At 74.9% G+C, this 14,906-nt stretch carries 11 protein-coding genes; 10 read left to right on the forward strand and 1 reads right to left on the reverse strand.

Features of this window, described 5'->3' with window-relative positions; all coding sequences use genetic code 11:
• From ACIBCT_RS16665 to egtD, 5 genes are all read left to right on the forward strand, one after another.
• On the forward strand, positions 1 to 1,827 hold the full coding sequence (locus ACIBCT_RS16665; RefSeq protein ID WP_399189261.1) for a DUF2264 domain-containing protein: 1,827 nt from the start codon (positions 1 to 3) through the stop codon (positions 1,825 to 1,827).
• A gap of 396 nt (positions 1,828 to 2,223) precedes the next feature.
• Positions 2,224 to 3,486 (forward strand): glutamate-cysteine ligase family protein, encoded by a 1,263-nt coding sequence (locus ACIBCT_RS16670; protein WP_399189263.1) that lies wholly within the window; start codon positions 2,224 to 2,226, stop codon positions 3,484 to 3,486.
• A gap of 50 nt (positions 3,487 to 3,536) precedes the next feature.
• Positions 3,537 to 4,838, forward strand: a complete 1,302-nt coding sequence (gene egtB, locus ACIBCT_RS16675) for an ergothioneine biosynthesis protein EgtB (RefSeq protein ID WP_399189265.1) — start codon at positions 3,537 to 3,539, stop codon at positions 4,836 to 4,838.
• Positions 4,839 to 5,555 (forward strand): ergothioneine biosynthesis protein EgtC, encoded by a 717-nt coding sequence (gene egtC / locus ACIBCT_RS16680; protein WP_399189267.1) that lies wholly within the window; start codon positions 4,839 to 4,841, stop codon positions 5,553 to 5,555.
• Between the two features lie 268 nt (positions 5,556 to 5,823).
• Positions 5,824 to 6,804 carry an L-histidine N(alpha)-methyltransferase gene (gene egtD / locus ACIBCT_RS16685; RefSeq protein ID WP_399189269.1) on the forward strand — a complete coding sequence of 327 codons (981 nt, stop codon included), beginning with the start codon at positions 5,824 to 5,826 and terminating at the stop codon, positions 6,802 to 6,804.
• A gap of 138 nt (positions 6,805 to 6,942) precedes the next feature.
• On the opposite strand, the gene ACIBCT_RS16690 is transcribed toward egtD, so the two are convergent.
• A complete protein-coding gene (locus ACIBCT_RS16690; RefSeq protein ID WP_399189271.1) occupies positions 6,943 to 8,148 on the reverse strand; it encodes an ROK family protein in 1,206 nt (401 codons plus the stop codon).
• 257 nt (positions 8,149 to 8,405) lie between these two features.
• Here ACIBCT_RS16690 and edd point away from each other — a divergent pair, with 257 nt between their 5' ends.
• The 5 genes from edd to ACIBCT_RS16715 all read left to right on the forward strand — a co-directional run bounded on the left by edd (position 8,406) and on the right by ACIBCT_RS16715 (position 14,849).
• Positions 8,406 to 10,313 (forward strand): phosphogluconate dehydratase, encoded by a 1,908-nt coding sequence (gene edd, locus ACIBCT_RS16695; protein WP_399189272.1) that lies wholly within the window; start codon positions 8,406 to 8,408, stop codon positions 10,311 to 10,313.
• Positions 10,310 to 11,266 (forward strand): glucokinase, encoded by a 957-nt coding sequence (locus ACIBCT_RS16700; protein ID WP_399189274.1) that lies wholly within the window; start codon positions 10,310 to 10,312, stop codon positions 11,264 to 11,266. The genes edd and ACIBCT_RS16700 overlap by 4 nt, the downstream gene beginning before the upstream one ends.
• Positions 11,263 to 11,874: a bifunctional 4-hydroxy-2-oxoglutarate aldolase/2-dehydro-3-deoxy-phosphogluconate aldolase gene (gene eda / locus ACIBCT_RS16705; RefSeq protein ID WP_399189276.1), complete on the forward strand. Its 612-nt coding sequence runs from the start codon at positions 11,263 to 11,265 to the stop codon at positions 11,872 to 11,874. The genes ACIBCT_RS16700 and eda overlap by 4 nt, the downstream gene beginning before the upstream one ends.
• A gap of 329 nt (positions 11,875 to 12,203) precedes the next feature.
• Positions 12,204 to 13,463, forward strand: a complete 1,260-nt coding sequence (locus ACIBCT_RS16710; protein ID WP_399189278.1) for a TIGR03118 family protein — start codon at positions 12,204 to 12,206, stop codon at positions 13,461 to 13,463.
• A 726-nt stretch (positions 13,464 to 14,189) separates the two neighbouring features.
• On the forward strand, positions 14,190 to 14,849 hold the full coding sequence (locus ACIBCT_RS16715; protein ID WP_399189280.1) for an AAA family ATPase: 660 nt from the start codon (positions 14,190 to 14,192) through the stop codon (positions 14,847 to 14,849).
• Positions 14,850 to 14,906: the final 57 nt, after the last annotated feature.

A 14,906-nucleotide genomic window follows, 5' to 3' on the forward strand; every position in this document is an offset into this window, starting at 1 on the left:
GTGCGCGAGCTGGTGACCGGGCTGGTCGAGCCGCTGGTGCCCCGTCTCAGCCCCGGGCGGGCGCGCCTGCGGCTCGGGGTGAACACGGCCCACTACCCGGACGCGGCGGCCGAGCTGGAGGCGTTCGCCCGGCCGCTGTGGGGGCTGGCGCCGCTGGCCGCCGGCGGCGGGTCCTTCGGCCACTGGGAGCTGTGGCGCGCCGGGCTCGCCGCCGGCACCGACCCCGGGCACGAGGAGTTCTGGGGGCCGGTGACCGACGTCGACCAGCGGCTGGTGGAGACCGCCGCGATCGGCCTGGCGCTGGCGATCGCGCCCGAGCGGGTCTGGGACCCGCTGACCGGGCGCGAACGGGACCGTCTGGCGGCCTGGCTGACCGGCGCGCTGACGGTACGGCCCGCCGACAACAACTGGCACTTCTTCCCCGTGCTGGTGGGGCTCGGCCTGGACCGGGCCGGGGTGCGCTTCGACCCCGCGCCGGTCCGGGCCCGGCTGGAGCGGCTGGAGTCCTTCGCGCTGGGCGGCGGCTGGTACTCCGACGGCCCCACCGCCCAGCGCGACTACTACGTCCCGTTCGCGATGCACTACTACGGCCTGGTCCACGCCGCCCTGGCCGGGGACCGCGACCCCGGCCGCGCCGAGCGGCTGCGCGAGCGGGCGGGGTCCTTCGCGCTGGACTTCCAGCACTGGTTCACCCGCGACGGGGACGCCGTGCCGTTCGGCCGGAGCCTGACCTACCGGTTCGCCCAGGGGGCCTTCTGGGGCGCGCTCGCCTTCGCCGGGGTGGAGGCCCTGCCCTGGGGCGAGGTCAGGGGCCACCTGATGCGGCACCTGCGCCGCTGGCGGGAGCGGCCGATCCTGGACGCGGCGGGTCTGCTCACCGTGGGGTACGGCTACGCCCAGCCCACGCTCGCCGAGCAGTACAACGCCCCCGGTTCCCCGTACTGGGCACTGAAGGCGTTCCTGCCGCTGGCCCTGCCCGCGGAGCACCCCTTCTGGACCGCGGCCGAGGAGCCCGCGCGGCCGCTCGCCGGGGTCCGCGTCCAGCCGCACGCGGGGGCCGCGCTGATGCGGTGCGAACAGGGGCGCCAGGTCGTCATGCTGAGCGCGGGCCAGCACAACACCTGGGTACGGCACGGCGCGGCCAAGTACGCCAAGTTCGCCTACTCGACGCACTTCGGGTTCAGCGTGCCGGGCGGCTCGCACGGCCTGGAGCAGGGGGCCTTCGACAGCACGCTGGCGCTGAGCGACGACGGGACGCACTGGCGGCCCTGCGAGGTGCCCCGGGACTTCTCGGTACGCGACGGGCTGCTGCACGCGCGGTGGTCGCCGTGGCCGGACGTGGAGGTCGACACCTGGCTCCTGCCGCACCCTCCCTGGCACCTTCGGGTGCACCGCCTGCGGACGGGGCGGAGGCTGCTGTCGGCCGAGGGGGCGTTCGCGGTCGACCGCGACCCCGCCGCGCGCCACGCCGCCGCGGGCCCTGGCCACGCCCGCGTCGACTCGCCCGCAGGGCTGTGCGTGATCGAGGACCTGACCGGGGCCAGGACCGGGGAGCTGGTCCACCCCCTGCCGGGCACGAACGTCATGGTCCCGCGCACGGTCATCCCCACGCTCCGCGGCGAGCACGGGCCCGGCGAGCACTGGCCGGCCTGCGCGGTCCTCGGGCTGTCCGGCCTCGCCCCCTCCGAACCCGGACCGCACGAGTCCGGGTGGCACGAGCCCGGACCGCACGAGTCCCCGGCCGGTGGTCTCCGCGGGCCCCGGCCGCCCGGCATCGAGGTCGTCTCGGCCCTCCTTCCGGACGGGCACCCCTTCCAGGTCCCCTGACGTCCCCGGGGCGCCGTCCGCGGCGCCCCGCTCCCCCGCCCGTCCCGGGCGAGCGGGCACGGGCGGCGATCCCCCGCACCCAAAAAGGTGTTGAACCAGGTCAGAGGGGGAATTTTTCTCCCAGAACCACCGTCGCTCCCGGGAGCGCCCCGGTGAGAAGGGCGTCATCACGCCCGGAGGCCGAGCCGGACGCCGCGCCGTCGTCGTGACGCTCGGCGATCGGACCATGACTTTTCGTCATGAGGGTTCCGGGCGCCCCGGCCGGACGGCGGGCGCCGGGGACCCGCGGGAGCGGGCCGGATCCGCGGAGGGCCGCCGGCGGCCCCGGGGACCGGGCGGGTGGATCTGATCACTCATGCCTGTGAAGCCGTAGGGGAATGGCGAGGGGGGACGGGGATGACCGGTCTCGCGACCGAGAACACGCTGGTCCGGGATGTCGCCGACGTGGAGGCCTTCGCGCGGCGCTGCTTCTCCGGCTCACCCGGCGACCTGCTGGGGGTGGAGCTGGAGTTCCTGGTCTTCGACCGTACGGCCCCCGCCCGCCAGGTCCCGATCGCCAGGATCGCCGACGCCCTGCCGCCGCTGCCCGGCGGCAGCGTGGTGACCTTCGAGCCGGGCGGCCAGCTGGAGCTCTCCGGCCCGCCGGGCCCGCTGCCCGGCGCGATCGCCCGTCTCACCTCCGACGTCGAGGCCGTACGCGAGGCGTTGCGGGAGGTGGGCCTGGTGCTGGCCGGGGTGGGGCTCGACCCGCTGCGACCGGCCTGGCGGCAGCTGCGCCTGCCCCGCTACGAGGCCATGGCCGAGTTCCTCGGGGCCCCGTACGGGGCGCTGATGATGTGCTCGACCGCGTCGATCCAGGTCAACCTGGACCTGGGCCCGGACCCGGCGGCGCGCTGGGAGCGCGCGCACCTGCTGGGCCCCGTCCTGGTGGCGGCCTTCGCCTGCTCGCCCCTGAGCGGGAGCCGTCCCTGCGGGTGGATGTCGGGCCGTCAGGCGGTGTGGGAACGGCTCGACCCCACGCGGACGGCCGCCGTCCCCGCGACCGGCGATCCGGCCGCCGCCTGGGCGGAGTACCTGCTCGACGCCCGCCTGATGGCGGTACGCGAGCCTTCGGAAGAGGCCGACGACCACGCGGACGGCGTGCGCTACCGCGCCGTACGGGACGGCTCGACCTTCCGTGACCTGCTGGCCACGTCCCGGCGCCCGCCGACCCTGGAGGACCTGGCCTACCACGCCACCACGCTCTTCCCTCCGGTACGGCCGCGCGGCTGGCTGGAGATCCGCTACCTCGACACCCAGGATCCCGCGGGCTGGCAGGTGTGCGCGGCGGTGACCCACGCCCTGGTGACCGACGACCGCGCGGCCGACGCGGCGCTGGCCGCCGCCGAACCGTGCGCGGGGGGCACGGGGATGTGGCCCCGGGCCGGGCGCCGCGGGCTGGCCGAGCCCCGGCTGAGGGACGCGGCCGACGGCTGTTTCCGTGCCGCGCTCGAGGCGCTGCCCCGGCTGGGGGCGTCACCGGAGCTGGTCCGGGACGTGGCCGCCTTCGCCGACCGCCACGTGTCCCCGGGCCGGTCCCCGGCCGTGGACCTGCTGCAACTGGTGAGAGGGGCGGAGGGACGCCTCCCGGCCTGGCTGGCCGGGGAGGGGCGGGCCTGACGTCCTCACACCCGGACCCGGACCGCGCGGCCCCACGCAGGAGGTATGCCATGAGCGACTTCAAGGAACGGATCGCCGCCGAGCTGACCGCCGCGCGGAGCCGGTCCATCGCCTACACCGACGCCGAGGACGACCTGCTGGTCAGGCAGCACTCACCGCTGATGTCACCGCTGGTGTGGGACCTGGCGCACGTCGGCAACTACGAGGAGCTGTGGGTGCTGCGGCAGGCCGGGGGGATCGCCCCGCTCCGCCCGGAGATCGATGAGATGTACGACGCGTTCCGGCACCCGCGCGCCGACCGCCCGTCCCTGCCCGTCCTGGGGCCCGGCGAGGCGCGCCACTACATCGGGGGCGTGCGCGGCCGGGTGCTGGACGTCCTGGACGAGATCGACCTGCACGGCCCCGACCCCCTGCACCGGGACGGCTTCGTCTTCGGCCTGGTGATCCAGCACGAGCACCAGCACGACGAGACCATGCTGGCGACCCTGCAGCTGTCCGGCCAGGCGGGCCTGGTCCGCGACGGCGACCTGCCGCCCGCCGGGCCGCCGGGCCCCGCCGAGGTGTTCGTCCCGCCGGGCTCCTTCGTGATGGGCACCGGGACCCGGCCGTGGGCCTACGACAACGAGCGCCCCGCCCACCTGGTCGAGCTGCCCGGCTACTGGATCGACAGGCTCCCCGTGGGCAACCGGGCCTACGCCGACTTCGTCGAGGACGGCGGCTACGACGATCCCCGGTGGTGGAGCGGGGAGGGCCTGCACTGGCTGCGGCACGGCCGCGCCTTCGCGCCGCTGTTCTGGAGACGGGACGGCGGCACGTGGTGGCGTACCCGCTTCGGGCGGACCGAGCCCGTGCCCATGGACGAACCCGTCCAGCACGTGTGCTGGTACGAGGCCGAGGCCTACGCCCGGTGGGCGGGCCGGAGGCTGCCGACCGAGGCCGAGTGGGAGAGGGCCTGCGGCTGGGACGCCGAGGCGGAGCGGGCCCTGCTCCATCCCTGGGGGGACGACGCCCCCGGGCCCGGCAGGGCGAACCTCGGCCACCGGGCGGCCCGGCCCGCGCCGCTCGGCGCCTTTCCCGCCGGGGCCTCCCCCTGCGGGGCCGAGCAGATGATCGGGGACGTGTGGGAGTGGACGGACTCCTGGTTCCTGCCGTACCCGGGCTTCCGGAGCTTTCCCTACCCCGAGTACAGCGAGGTCTTCTTCGACTCCCGCCACCGGGTGCTGCGGGGCGGGTCCTGGGCGTCGGACCCGGCGGTGGTCCGCACGACGTTCCGCAACTGGGACCTCCCGGCGCGCAGGCAGATCTTCTCCGGGTTCCGCTGTGCCCGCACGGCCCGGCCGGAGGAGGACTAGATGTGCCGTCACGCGGCGTGGCTGGGCGCCCCGCGCACCCTCGCCTCGCTGGTCCACGAGCCCCGCCACGGCCTGCTCCGGCAGTCCTACGCGCCGCTCCTGCAGCGCCACGGCACGGTCAACGCCGACGGCTTCGGGGTCGGCTGGTACGACGGCGCCCGTGCCGAACCGGTCCGCTACCGGCGCGCGGTCCCCATCTGGACCGACGAGAACCTGCCCGGGATCGCGCGGGCCGCCAGGTCGGGCTGCCTGCTGGCCTCCGTGCGGTCGGCGACCGCGGGGATGCCGGTCGAGGAGAGCGCGACCCCGCCCTTCGCCGACGGGCCGTGGCTGGTCAGCCACAACGGGCGCGTCGCGCGGGAGGTGGTCAGGGAGCTGGCCGACGACGCGGAGAGCACGTGCGACTCGGCCTGGCTCGCGGCCGCGGTGTTCGCGCGACGGCGCGCGGGCGAACCGCTCGGCGAGGCCCTGGCCGAGGTCGTCACCCGCGCCGGGGTGAAGGACCCCGGCGCCCGCCTGAACCTGCTGGCCTGCGACGGCGCCTCGGTGGCCGCGACCGCCTGGGGGGACACGCTCTTCGTCCATCTGGGCGACCACCCGCGCGACGGCGTGCTCGTGGCCAGCGAGCCGCTGGACGGCCGTCCCGGCTGGCGGGCCGTGCCCGAGCGGACCCTCGTCCTGGCCTCGCCCGACGGCGTACGCGTCCGGCCCCTGTGACCGCACACCACGCCCGCACACCACACCCGTCCGCCACGACCGCACACCACACCCGTCCGCCACGACCGGGCACCGCGCCCGGACACCACGACCGGGCACCCGTCCGGACACCGGGACCGGGCACCGGGACCGGACGCCACGACCGAACACCGTGACCCGAACCCCGCGTGACCGGAGGTCCCGCCCAGCACCGTGACCGAACGCTCTGACCGGACGACCCGGCCACCGGCCCGCGAGCGGGAGGTGGCCCACAGACCCGGGAGGCACCGTGTCCATCAGCCAGTCACCCGTACAACTGATCGATCATCTCGGCGGCGAGCACCTGCGCGAGTCCCTGACCCGCGACGTCCGCGCCGGGATGACGGCCACGCCCAAGTGGCTGCCGCCCAAGTGGTTCTACGACGAGGCGGGCAGCGACCTGTTCTCCAGGATCACCCGGCTGCCGGAGTACTACCCCGCCCGCCGGGAGCTGGCCATCCTGCGCAGGCACGCGCTCGACATCGCCGTCCGCAGCGGCGCGGACACCCTGGTCGAGCTCGGCTCGGGGACCGGTGAGAAGACCGTGCTGCTGCTGGACGCCCTCTCGGCCAGGGGCACCCTGCGCGCCTACACGCCGGTGGACGTCGACGCGGTGACCCTGGGCGACGCCGCGCGGCGGTTCGCGTCCCGCTACCGCGGCCTGACCGTGCGGGCGATCTGCGCCGACTTCGAGGCGCACCTGCCCCTGCTGCCCCGGACGGGACGACGCCTGGTGGCCTTCCTCGGCGGCACCGTCGGCAACCTCGTCCCCCAGGCGCGCGAGGTGTTCCTCAAGGAGCTGCGCGCCACGCTCTGCCCGGGCGACACCTTCCTGCTCGGCGCCGACCTGGTCAAGGACCCCGGACGGCTGGTCGCGGCGTACGACGACGCCGCGGGGGTGACCGCGGCCTTCAACCGGAACGTCCTGCGGGTGATCAACAGGGAGCTGGGCGCCGGCTTCGAGCCGGAGGCCTTCGAGCACGTCGCGCTCTACGACGAGCGCCGGGAGTGGATCGAGATGCGGCTGCGCGCGAGCCGCGCCATGCGCGTGCCGATCCCCGGCCTGGACCTGTGGGTCTCCTTCGCGGCCGGGGAGGAGATGCGCACCGAGGTCAGCGCGAAGTTCCGCCTGGGCGGGCTGCGGCGGGAGCTCATGAACGCCGGGTTCCGGGTGGAGCGCCACTACACCGACCCGACCGGCGACTTCACCCTCGTCCTGGCCCGCGTCTGACCGCGCCCGCACCGGCTCGTCCCGGTCCGCCCACGACCGCACCCGCACCGGCGCCGGCCCGTCGTGAGCCGGGTCAGACCGGATGCGTACCGGCGACGGTCCGTCGTGGCCCGTGTCCGGCCGCGTCCGCGGCGGGGCTCAGGCCAGGGAGCGGACCGGCCGGGCCGCCGTCCGCCGCCAGGCCGCGTCGACGGCCTCGGGGGACAGGATGTGGTCCAGGACCATGTGGGCGCACCCGGCGATCCCGGCCTCCGGGCCGAGACGGCTGCGCTCGATGCGCAGGTTGCGGGTGGCCAGGGCGGTCGAGCGGCGGTGGACCACCTCGCGGACCCCCGACACCAGCGGCTGGAAGGTCTCGGCCACGTCGCCGCCCAGGACGACCACGGAGGGGTTGAGCAGGTTGACCGCGCTGGCGACGACCTCCCCGAGCATCCGGGCGGCGTTGCGCACCACGGTCATGGTCTGCGCGTCCCCCGCCCGGACCAGGCCGACCACGTCGTCGAGGGTCTTGACCTCGTACCCCAGGGCGCGCAGGTCGCGCAGGATCGCGGTGCCGCTGGCGACCGAGTCGACGCAGTCGACGTTGCCGCAGCGGCAGAGCACCCCCCCGCCGTCGCGGACCGGGATGTGCCCGATCTCCCCGGCGGCGCCCAGCGCCCCGCGCAGGATCTCGCCCCCGGCGATGACCCCGGAGCCGATCCGGGTGGAGACCTTGATGAACAGCAGGTCGTCGGCCTGGCCCGCGTAGACCTCGCGGTGCTCGCCGATCGCGATGACGTTCACGTCGTTGTCCAGGAAGACCGGGACCGGGAAGCGCTCGGCGATGATCGGCGGGATGGCCACACCGGTCCAGCTCGCCATGATCCGGGTGCTCTCGGTGCGGCCGGCCGCGAACTCCACGGTGGCCGGGACGCCCAGGCCGACGCCACGGACCGGCGTGCCGGGAAGGCCGTCGAGCAGCTCGCTCCAGGTCGCCATGACCAGGGGGAGGACGACGTCCGGGCCCTCCTCCACGTCCACCGCGAGCCCGGCCCCGGCCAGCACCCGGCCGCCGAGGTCGCAGACCGCGATCTGGGCGCGGCTGGCCCCCAGGGAGCCGACCAGCACGACCCCGCCGGAGGCGTTGAAGACCAGGCGGGTCGGCGGGCGGCCCCCGGTGGAGGGGCCCTCGCTGTCCTCCACCACGAGGTTCCGCTCGATCAGCTCGGTCACCCGCAGGGACACGGCGGGCCGGGACAGGCCGGTGACGCGCCCGATGTCGGAGCGCGTGACGGCCTCGCCGGAGCGGATGAGGCGCAGCACCTCACCGCTGGTGGCCAGCGCGGCAGCGGGACTTCGAGGCATCGGCCAAGTGAATCACACCCACTTAGTAAATGAAACCTTCGAACTTTCTTATCTCAAATTACAAAACTCCGCTTGCGGAGAGCGCAAGGTCTGACTACTGTCCGATCTATCCAGATTCCGGTAGATCACCGTGGAGAGCCCGCCCCATGTCCGAGACCCCGCGACCCGCAGACCTGATCGTCTCCGGCCGGCCGGACGCGGCCACAGGCCCGCACGACGACCGACACGATCATCACGACCGCGACGGAGGACATCGGATGCATCCCGTGATCCAGGAGGTCACCGGCCGCCTGACCGAGCGCAGCCGCCCCAGCCGCACCGCGTACCTGGCCAGGCTGCACGCCGAGGCCGAGGCGGCCCGCCGCCGCGGACCGGCCAGGGCGAGCCTGGGATGCGCCAACCTCGCCCACGGCTTCGCCGGGGTCGGCGAGGCCGACAAGCGGGACCTGCGGGCCAACGTGAAGCCGGGTGTGGCGATCGTGTCCAGCTACAACGACATGCTCTCGGCGCACCAGCCGTACGAGACCTACCCGGCGATCCTCAAGGACGCCGTGCGCAGGGCGGGCGGCGTCGCGCAGTTCGCCGGCGGCGTGCCCGCGATGTGCGACGGCATCACCCAGGGCCGGGCCGGCATGGAGCTGTCGCTCTACAGCCGCGAGGTGATCGCGATGTCCACCGCGATCGCGCTCTCCCACGACATGTTCGACGCCTCCCTGCTGCTCGGCGTCTGCGACAAGATCGTCCCCGGCCTGCTGATCGGCGCCCTGCACTTCGGCCACCTGCCCGCGGTGTTCGTGCCGGCCGGGCCGATGACCTCCGGCCTGCCCAACAAGGTCAAGGCCCGCACCCGGCAGCTGTTCGCCGAGGGCAAGGTCGGCAAGGACGAGCTGCTCGACGCCGAGGCGAAGTCCTACCACTCCCCCGGCACCTGCACCTTCTACGGCACCGCCAACTCCAACCAGGTCATGATCGAGGTCATGGGCCTGCACCTGCCGGGCGCCACGTTCGTCAACCCGCGCACCGAGCTGCGCGAGGCCCTGACCCGGGCGGCGGGCAGGCGGGCGGTCGAGCTGACCGCGCACGGCGACGAGTACACCCCGGTCGGCGAGGTCGTCGACGAGAAGGCGATCGTCAACGCCTGCGTGGCGCTGCTGGCCACCGGCGGCTCCACCAACCACACCATGCACATCGTCGCCATCGCCGCCGCGGCCGGCATCGAGCTGCTCTGGGACGACCTGGCCGCCCTGTCGAAGGTCGTGCCGCTGCTGACCCGGATGTACCCCAACGGCCAGGCCGACGTGAACCACTTCCAGGCCGCGGGCGGGATGCAGGTCCTCATCGGCGAGCTGCTGGACGCCGGGCTGCTGCACGGCGACGTGCTGACGATCGCCGGCCGCGGGCTGGACCACTACCGCTCGGCCGTGGAGCTGAAGAACGGCGAACCGGTCTGGCAGGAGCGCACCGAGGGCAGCACCGACCCGGACGTGCTGCGGCCGGTCGCCGACGCGTTCTCCGCCGACGGCGGCATCCACATGCTCGACGGCAACCTCGGCCGCGCGGTCACCAAGGTCTCCGCGGTCAAGGACGAGCACTTGGTCATCGAGGCCCCGGCCAAGGTCTTCGACGACCAGCTGGAGCTGCTGCGCGCCTTCGACGCGGGCGAGCTGGACGGGCAGGACTTCGTGGCGGTCATCCGCTACCAGGGACCCAGCGCCAACGGCATGCCCGAGCTGCACAAGCTCACCCCGCCGATGGCGGTGCTGCTGGACCGCGGGCAGCGGGTGGCGATCGTCACCGACGGCCGCATGTCCGGCGCGTCCGGCAAGGTCCCGGCCGCCATCCACCTCTCGCCCGAGGCCGCCGACGGCGGCCCGATCGCGCGGGTGCTGGACGGCGACCCGATCCGCCTCGACGCCGCCGCGGGCACCCTGGAGCTGCTGGTGCCCGCCGAGAAGCTGGCCGCCCGGCCCGTGCAGGGCGCGCCGCTCAGCGACGCCCGCTGGGTCGGTACCGGCCGCGAGCTGTTCGGCGCCTTCCGCCGCGCCGCCGGACCGGCCGAGCGCGGCGCGAGCGTCTTCGCCCTGAACGGCCGCGCCGAGGCATCGGCGGCCCTCGAGGCCCTGGCCGCCGCCCGCCCCGCGACCGTCCCGGACGCGACCTCATGACCCTCCCCTGGCTCGTCGCCGACATCGGCGGCACCAACGCCCGCTTCGGGCTGGTCACCGAACCCGGTGGCCGTCCCGAGGCGGTGGCCGTGCTCGCGGGCGCGGAACACGACGGCCTACCCGGAGCCGTAGCCGCCTATCTCGCAGATCATGCGGGCGGAGTTCGGCCGGGAGCCGCGTGCGTCGCGATCGCGGGGCCCGTGGAGGGGGACCGTTACCGGCTCACCAACGCCGGATGGACGGGGTCGGTACGCGACCTGGGCATCCCCGACGCCTGGCTGCTCAACGACTTCGAGGCCCTGGCCATGTCCCTGCCGTACCTGGACGGCGAGGACCTGGCCGCTCTGGGCGGCCCGGATCCCGGTGACGGCGTCAAGGCGGTGCTGGGCCCCGGGACGGGACTGGGCGTGGGCGGCCTGGCGCCCTCCGCCGGAGGCTGGGTGCCGATCCCCGGGGAGGGCGGGCACGTCACCGCCCCGGTCCTGGACGAGCGGGACCACGAGATCGTCCGCGCGCTGCGGGCCGACGGCCTGGACCACGTGGTCGCCGAGCACCTGCTGTCCGGTCCGGGCCTGTCGCGGCTGCATCGGGGGCTGGCGCTGGTCCACGGCACGGACGCGCCCAGGCTGCCGGCCGCCGAGATCGTCGCCCGGATGGACGACACGCTCTGCGCCGAGACCGTCGAGGTCTTCTGCGCGATGCTCGGCACCTTCGCCGGGAACGTCGCCCTGACCCTGGGCGCCAGGGGCGGTGTCTATCTGGGCGGCGGGGTGCTGCCGCGTATCGTGGAGCGGGTCCGCTCCAGCGACTTCCGCCGCCGGTTCGAGGCGACCCCCACCCTGAACGACTACCTCTCCGGCATCGCCACGACGCTGATCGTGGCCCCCCAGCCCGCCCTGGTCGGCGCGGCGGCGTGGCTGGACCAACGCCTGTCAGACATGGAGTACGCATGAGCCTGCTGGACATCGCCCCGGTCGTCCCGGTCGTCGTCATCGACGACGTGGAGACCGCGGTCCCCCTGGCGCGCGCCCTGGTGGCGGGCGGCCTGCCGGTCATCGAGGTCACCCTGCGCACCGACGCGGCCCTGGAGGCGATCGGGCGCATCGCCGCCGAGGTCCCCGACGCGGTGATCGGCGCGGGCACGATCCGCGGCGCGGCCGACGTGGCCGCCGCCGTCGCGGCCGGTTCCCGCTTCCTGGTCAGCCCGGGGACCACCCCCGGGCTGGTCGACGCCATGGAGTCGAGCGGGGTGCCGTTCCTGCCGGGCGTGGCGACCGCCTCGGAGGTCATGGCGCTGGCCGACCGGGGGGTCAGCGAGATGAAGTTCTTCCCCGCCGAGGCGGCCGGCGGCCTGCCGTACCTCAAGGCGCTCGGCGGCCCGCTGCCGCAGGTCAGGTTCTGCCCGACGGGCGGCATCAGGCCCGACACCGCCCCGGCCTACCTGGCGCTGCCGAACGTCGGCTGCGTCGGGGGCACCTGGCTCACCCCGGCCGACGCGCTCGCCTCGGGCGACTACGCCCGGATCGAGAAGCTGGCCGTCGAGGCGGCCGCCCTGCGGTAGCCGGCCCCCGCCCTCCCGCCTCCGGCACCGCGCCCGGGCCCCGTCCGCGGCCTCGCGCGCAGGCTCCGGCCCGTGCCGGACCACGATCCCCGCGGGCGTGTCCGTCCTCCCTGGACCCGCCCGCGGCCATGAGGCACCGTGACCCGGTGTGACGTTCATGGATCCGGCCCGCGGCCGCCCCACCCGGCGGTCGCGGGCCGCCTCGTCACGCCCCTCGTCACGCCCTCTCGGCCTCCGCCCGCCACCCGCCGTTCCCGGGCGGGCTGAACCCGGCGCGGGCCCCGCGCGTATCTCGCGGCGAAAGGCACTCCCTCACAGAGGAGCCATGCATGCGAGTACGCATCGTCACGATCTGCGCCACGGTCCTGGTCATGGGGGTCGCCGGTACGGCGTCCGCCGGGACACGACAGGCGCAGGGCGGAGCGAAACAGGTACCGGCCGGAACCGGCCAGACGAAGGCCGGGACGGGCCAGGCGAAGGCCGGGACGGCGCTCACGCGGAGCCGTTTCTCGGTCACCAACCTCGTCTCGGACGTCGGGGGACGGGCCGCGATCACGGACGCGACACTGGTCAACCCGTGGGGCCTGGCGATGGGCAAGACCCTCTGGGTCTCGGCCGCGGGCACCGGCCTGGCCACGGTCTACTCCGGCGGCGCGGGCGGCGTGAAGCAGGAGAAGACCCAGGTCCGCGTCCCGGGCGGCAGACCCACCGGGCAGGTCGTCAACATGGGCGAGGAGTTCGTCGTCAAGGGCCCGGGCGGCTCGGGACCGGCGACCTTCATCTTCGCCAGCCCCAGCGGGGCCATCACCGGCTGGAACGCCGAGGCCGACCCGGACGACGCGATCATCAGCGCGTTCGTCAGGGGGGCCGACTTCAAGGGCCTGGCCCTGGCTTCGACCGACCGCGGGGCGATGCTGCTGGCCGCCGACTTCGCCGGCAACCGGGTCCACGTCTTCGACGGCGACTTCGACCGGATCCCGACGAGCCGGCGGGCGTTCCGCGACCCCGGCCTGCCCGAGGACTACGCCCCGTTCAACGTGGAGGTGGTGGGGCGCTCGATCCTCGTCGCGTACGCCAAGCGCGACCCGCAGACCGGCAAGTCGTTGGCCGGGCAGGGCAAGGGGTTCGTCAGCCAGTTCAACGGCTCGGGCCGGTTCGTCGGCCGCTTCGCCGCGCGCGGGGCCCTGAACGCCCCCTGGGCGATGACGCTGGCCCCGAAGGGCTTCGGCGCCCACTCCGGGGCGCTGCTCGTGGGCAACTTCGGCGACGGCCGGATCAACGCCTACAACCCGCGCAACGGCCGCCCGCTCGGCCCGCTGCGCTCCTCCGACGGCCGGCCCATCACGCTGAGCGGCCTGTGGGACCTGGAGCCGGGCACCGAGGCGGTCGGCGGTACCGACGCGCTCTGGTTCAGCGCGGGCAGCGACGGCGGCACGCACGGCCTGCTCGGCGTGATCAGGCCCGCGGGCGCCGGTGGGTCCTCGTCCTCGCCCAGCGCCTCGCCGTCCCCGAGGTCCTCGCACCCGAGCTCCCACAACTCCGGCAACTCCAACTCCAACAACTCCGGCGGTTCCGGGTACGGCTACTGACCGATCGCGGACGGACCCGAGCGTCCGTGCCCGCCCGTGCCCGCCCGTGCCCGCAGGTCGGCCCGTGGTCCGCTGGCGTCCGGTCCACGGCCCGCCCCCGCTCCGCCCCCGTGTCCTGCCGCGGGCTCCGTTCCCTCTGTTTCCCTGTTTCCCGCGTTCCCGCCGTTCTCCCCGTTTCTGCCGTCCCCCGTTTCCGCCCTGCCCGCGGCCCGTACAGCGGCGCCGGCACTCCCCGTCGAAGGTCCGTCAGGCCGGTCACCGTGCCGGTCGCGGACCGGCACGGGGGCTGCCGGCGCCGCGGCACGTCCACGGCACGTCCACGGCACCTCCCGCGGGCCCCTTCCGCGGGCCCCTTCCGGGCCTCCCGGTGAGCCCTCCCCGGACGCCCCGGGAAGCCCTCCCGAGGCCGGGCGCGGTGGCGCGTTCCCGGGCCGGGAGCCCTCGATGACCACGTCCGCCCTCGGTTTCCTTTAACCTTGAAGCAGCGAGGGGAGTACTTCCCAAGAATCGGCCCGGTCAGTACGGACGTTCTGCAACGTCCCCGGACGGTCGCCCGCGACGATGCGGGTGAAGGAGACCTCGGATGACGAGCGCATTCGAGGTGCGAACATGCCCGCCGACCGTCCCTCCCCGCTTCCGGGTGCCACCCGCCCGGTGCTCCCCCCGGCACGGCGCCGCGCCTCCCGGCGGCGAACTCCTGTCCGCCACTGGAAGGGCGCCCGAAGCGTGACGAGCGACATTCCCCATCTCCGCGAGGTGCACGTGATGGCCACCACACCGGCAGGCCGTCCCCCGGACGGAGAGCTGCGCTACCCGGCGGGGTCGCTGGTCCTGCTCGCGGGCATCCCGGGGGCGGGCAAGAGCACCCTGCTCGACCGGCTGTACGGGCTCAGCGGCGACGAGCGCGATCCGGTGCGCGCGGGCGAGGTGCGGGTCATCGACTCGCGCCAGTCCCGCAACTGGTGGACCCGCTACCTCGGCCCGATCCCGCCGCGGGCCCGCGTCCCGATCGTGCACACCACCCACGTGGTGCGGATCGCCCGCGCCCTGCTCGGCGGGCACGGCGTCGTGGCGCACACCCGGGGCACCTGGCCGCACATCCTGTACGGCTTCGCCTGGCTGGCCCGCAGGGTCGGCAGCGAGGTCCACCTGATCCTGCTGGACGTGGACCCGGCCACGGCCCGGGAGGGGCAGCGCGCCCGTGGCCGGGTCGTCACGGACGCGACCTTCGCCCGGCACTGCCGCCGCTGGCGGATGCTCATGGACCAGGCCCGCGACGGCACGCTCCCCCCGGCCGCCGGTGTGACCGTCCTGGGCCGCCCGGATGCGGATATGCTCCGGGCGATCCGCTTCGACGAGCGGCCCGAAGCACCGCGGAGCCGCTGACTCAACCCATATACGGTTCTGCGCCCCGCCCACCAGGGGCATGTCAGAACGACCGGG

Origin of the sequence: Streptosporangium sp. NPDC050855, assembly GCF_044456585.1 — a bacterium.
GTDB classification, from domain to species: Bacteria; Actinomycetota; Actinomycetes; order Streptosporangiales; family Streptosporangiaceae; genus Streptosporangium; species Streptosporangium longisporum.

What these genes read in the sequence shown, in the direction of transcription:
- ACIBCT_RS16670 (WP_399189263.1), top strand. Translation starts at nt 2,224, where the DNA reads ATGACCGGTCTCGCGACCGAGAACACGCTGGTCCGGGATGTCGCCGAC.
- egtB (WP_399189265.1), top strand. Translation starts at nt 3,537, where the DNA reads ATGAGCGACTTCAAGGAACGGATCGCCGCCGAGCTGACCGCCGCGCGG.
- egtC (WP_399189267.1), top strand. Translation starts at nt 4,839, where the DNA reads ATGTGCCGTCACGCGGCGTGGCTGGGCGCCCCGCGCACCCTCGCCTCG.
- ACIBCT_RS16690 (WP_399189271.1), bottom strand. Translation starts at nt 8,148, where the DNA reads ATGCCTCGAAGTCCCGCTGCCGCGCTGGCCACCAGCGGTGAGGTGCTG.
- edd (WP_399189272.1), top strand. Translation starts at nt 8,406, where the DNA reads ATGCATCCCGTGATCCAGGAGGTCACCGGCCGCCTGACCGAGCGCAGC.
- ACIBCT_RS16700 (WP_399189274.1), top strand. Translation starts at nt 10,310, where the DNA reads ATGACCCTCCCCTGGCTCGTCGCCGACATCGGCGGCACCAACGCCCGC.
- eda (WP_399189276.1), top strand. Translation starts at nt 11,263, where the DNA reads ATGAGCCTGCTGGACATCGCCCCGGTCGTCCCGGTCGTCGTCATCGAC.
- ACIBCT_RS16710 (WP_399189278.1), top strand. Translation starts at nt 12,204, where the DNA reads ATGCGAGTACGCATCGTCACGATCTGCGCCACGGTCCTGGTCATGGGG.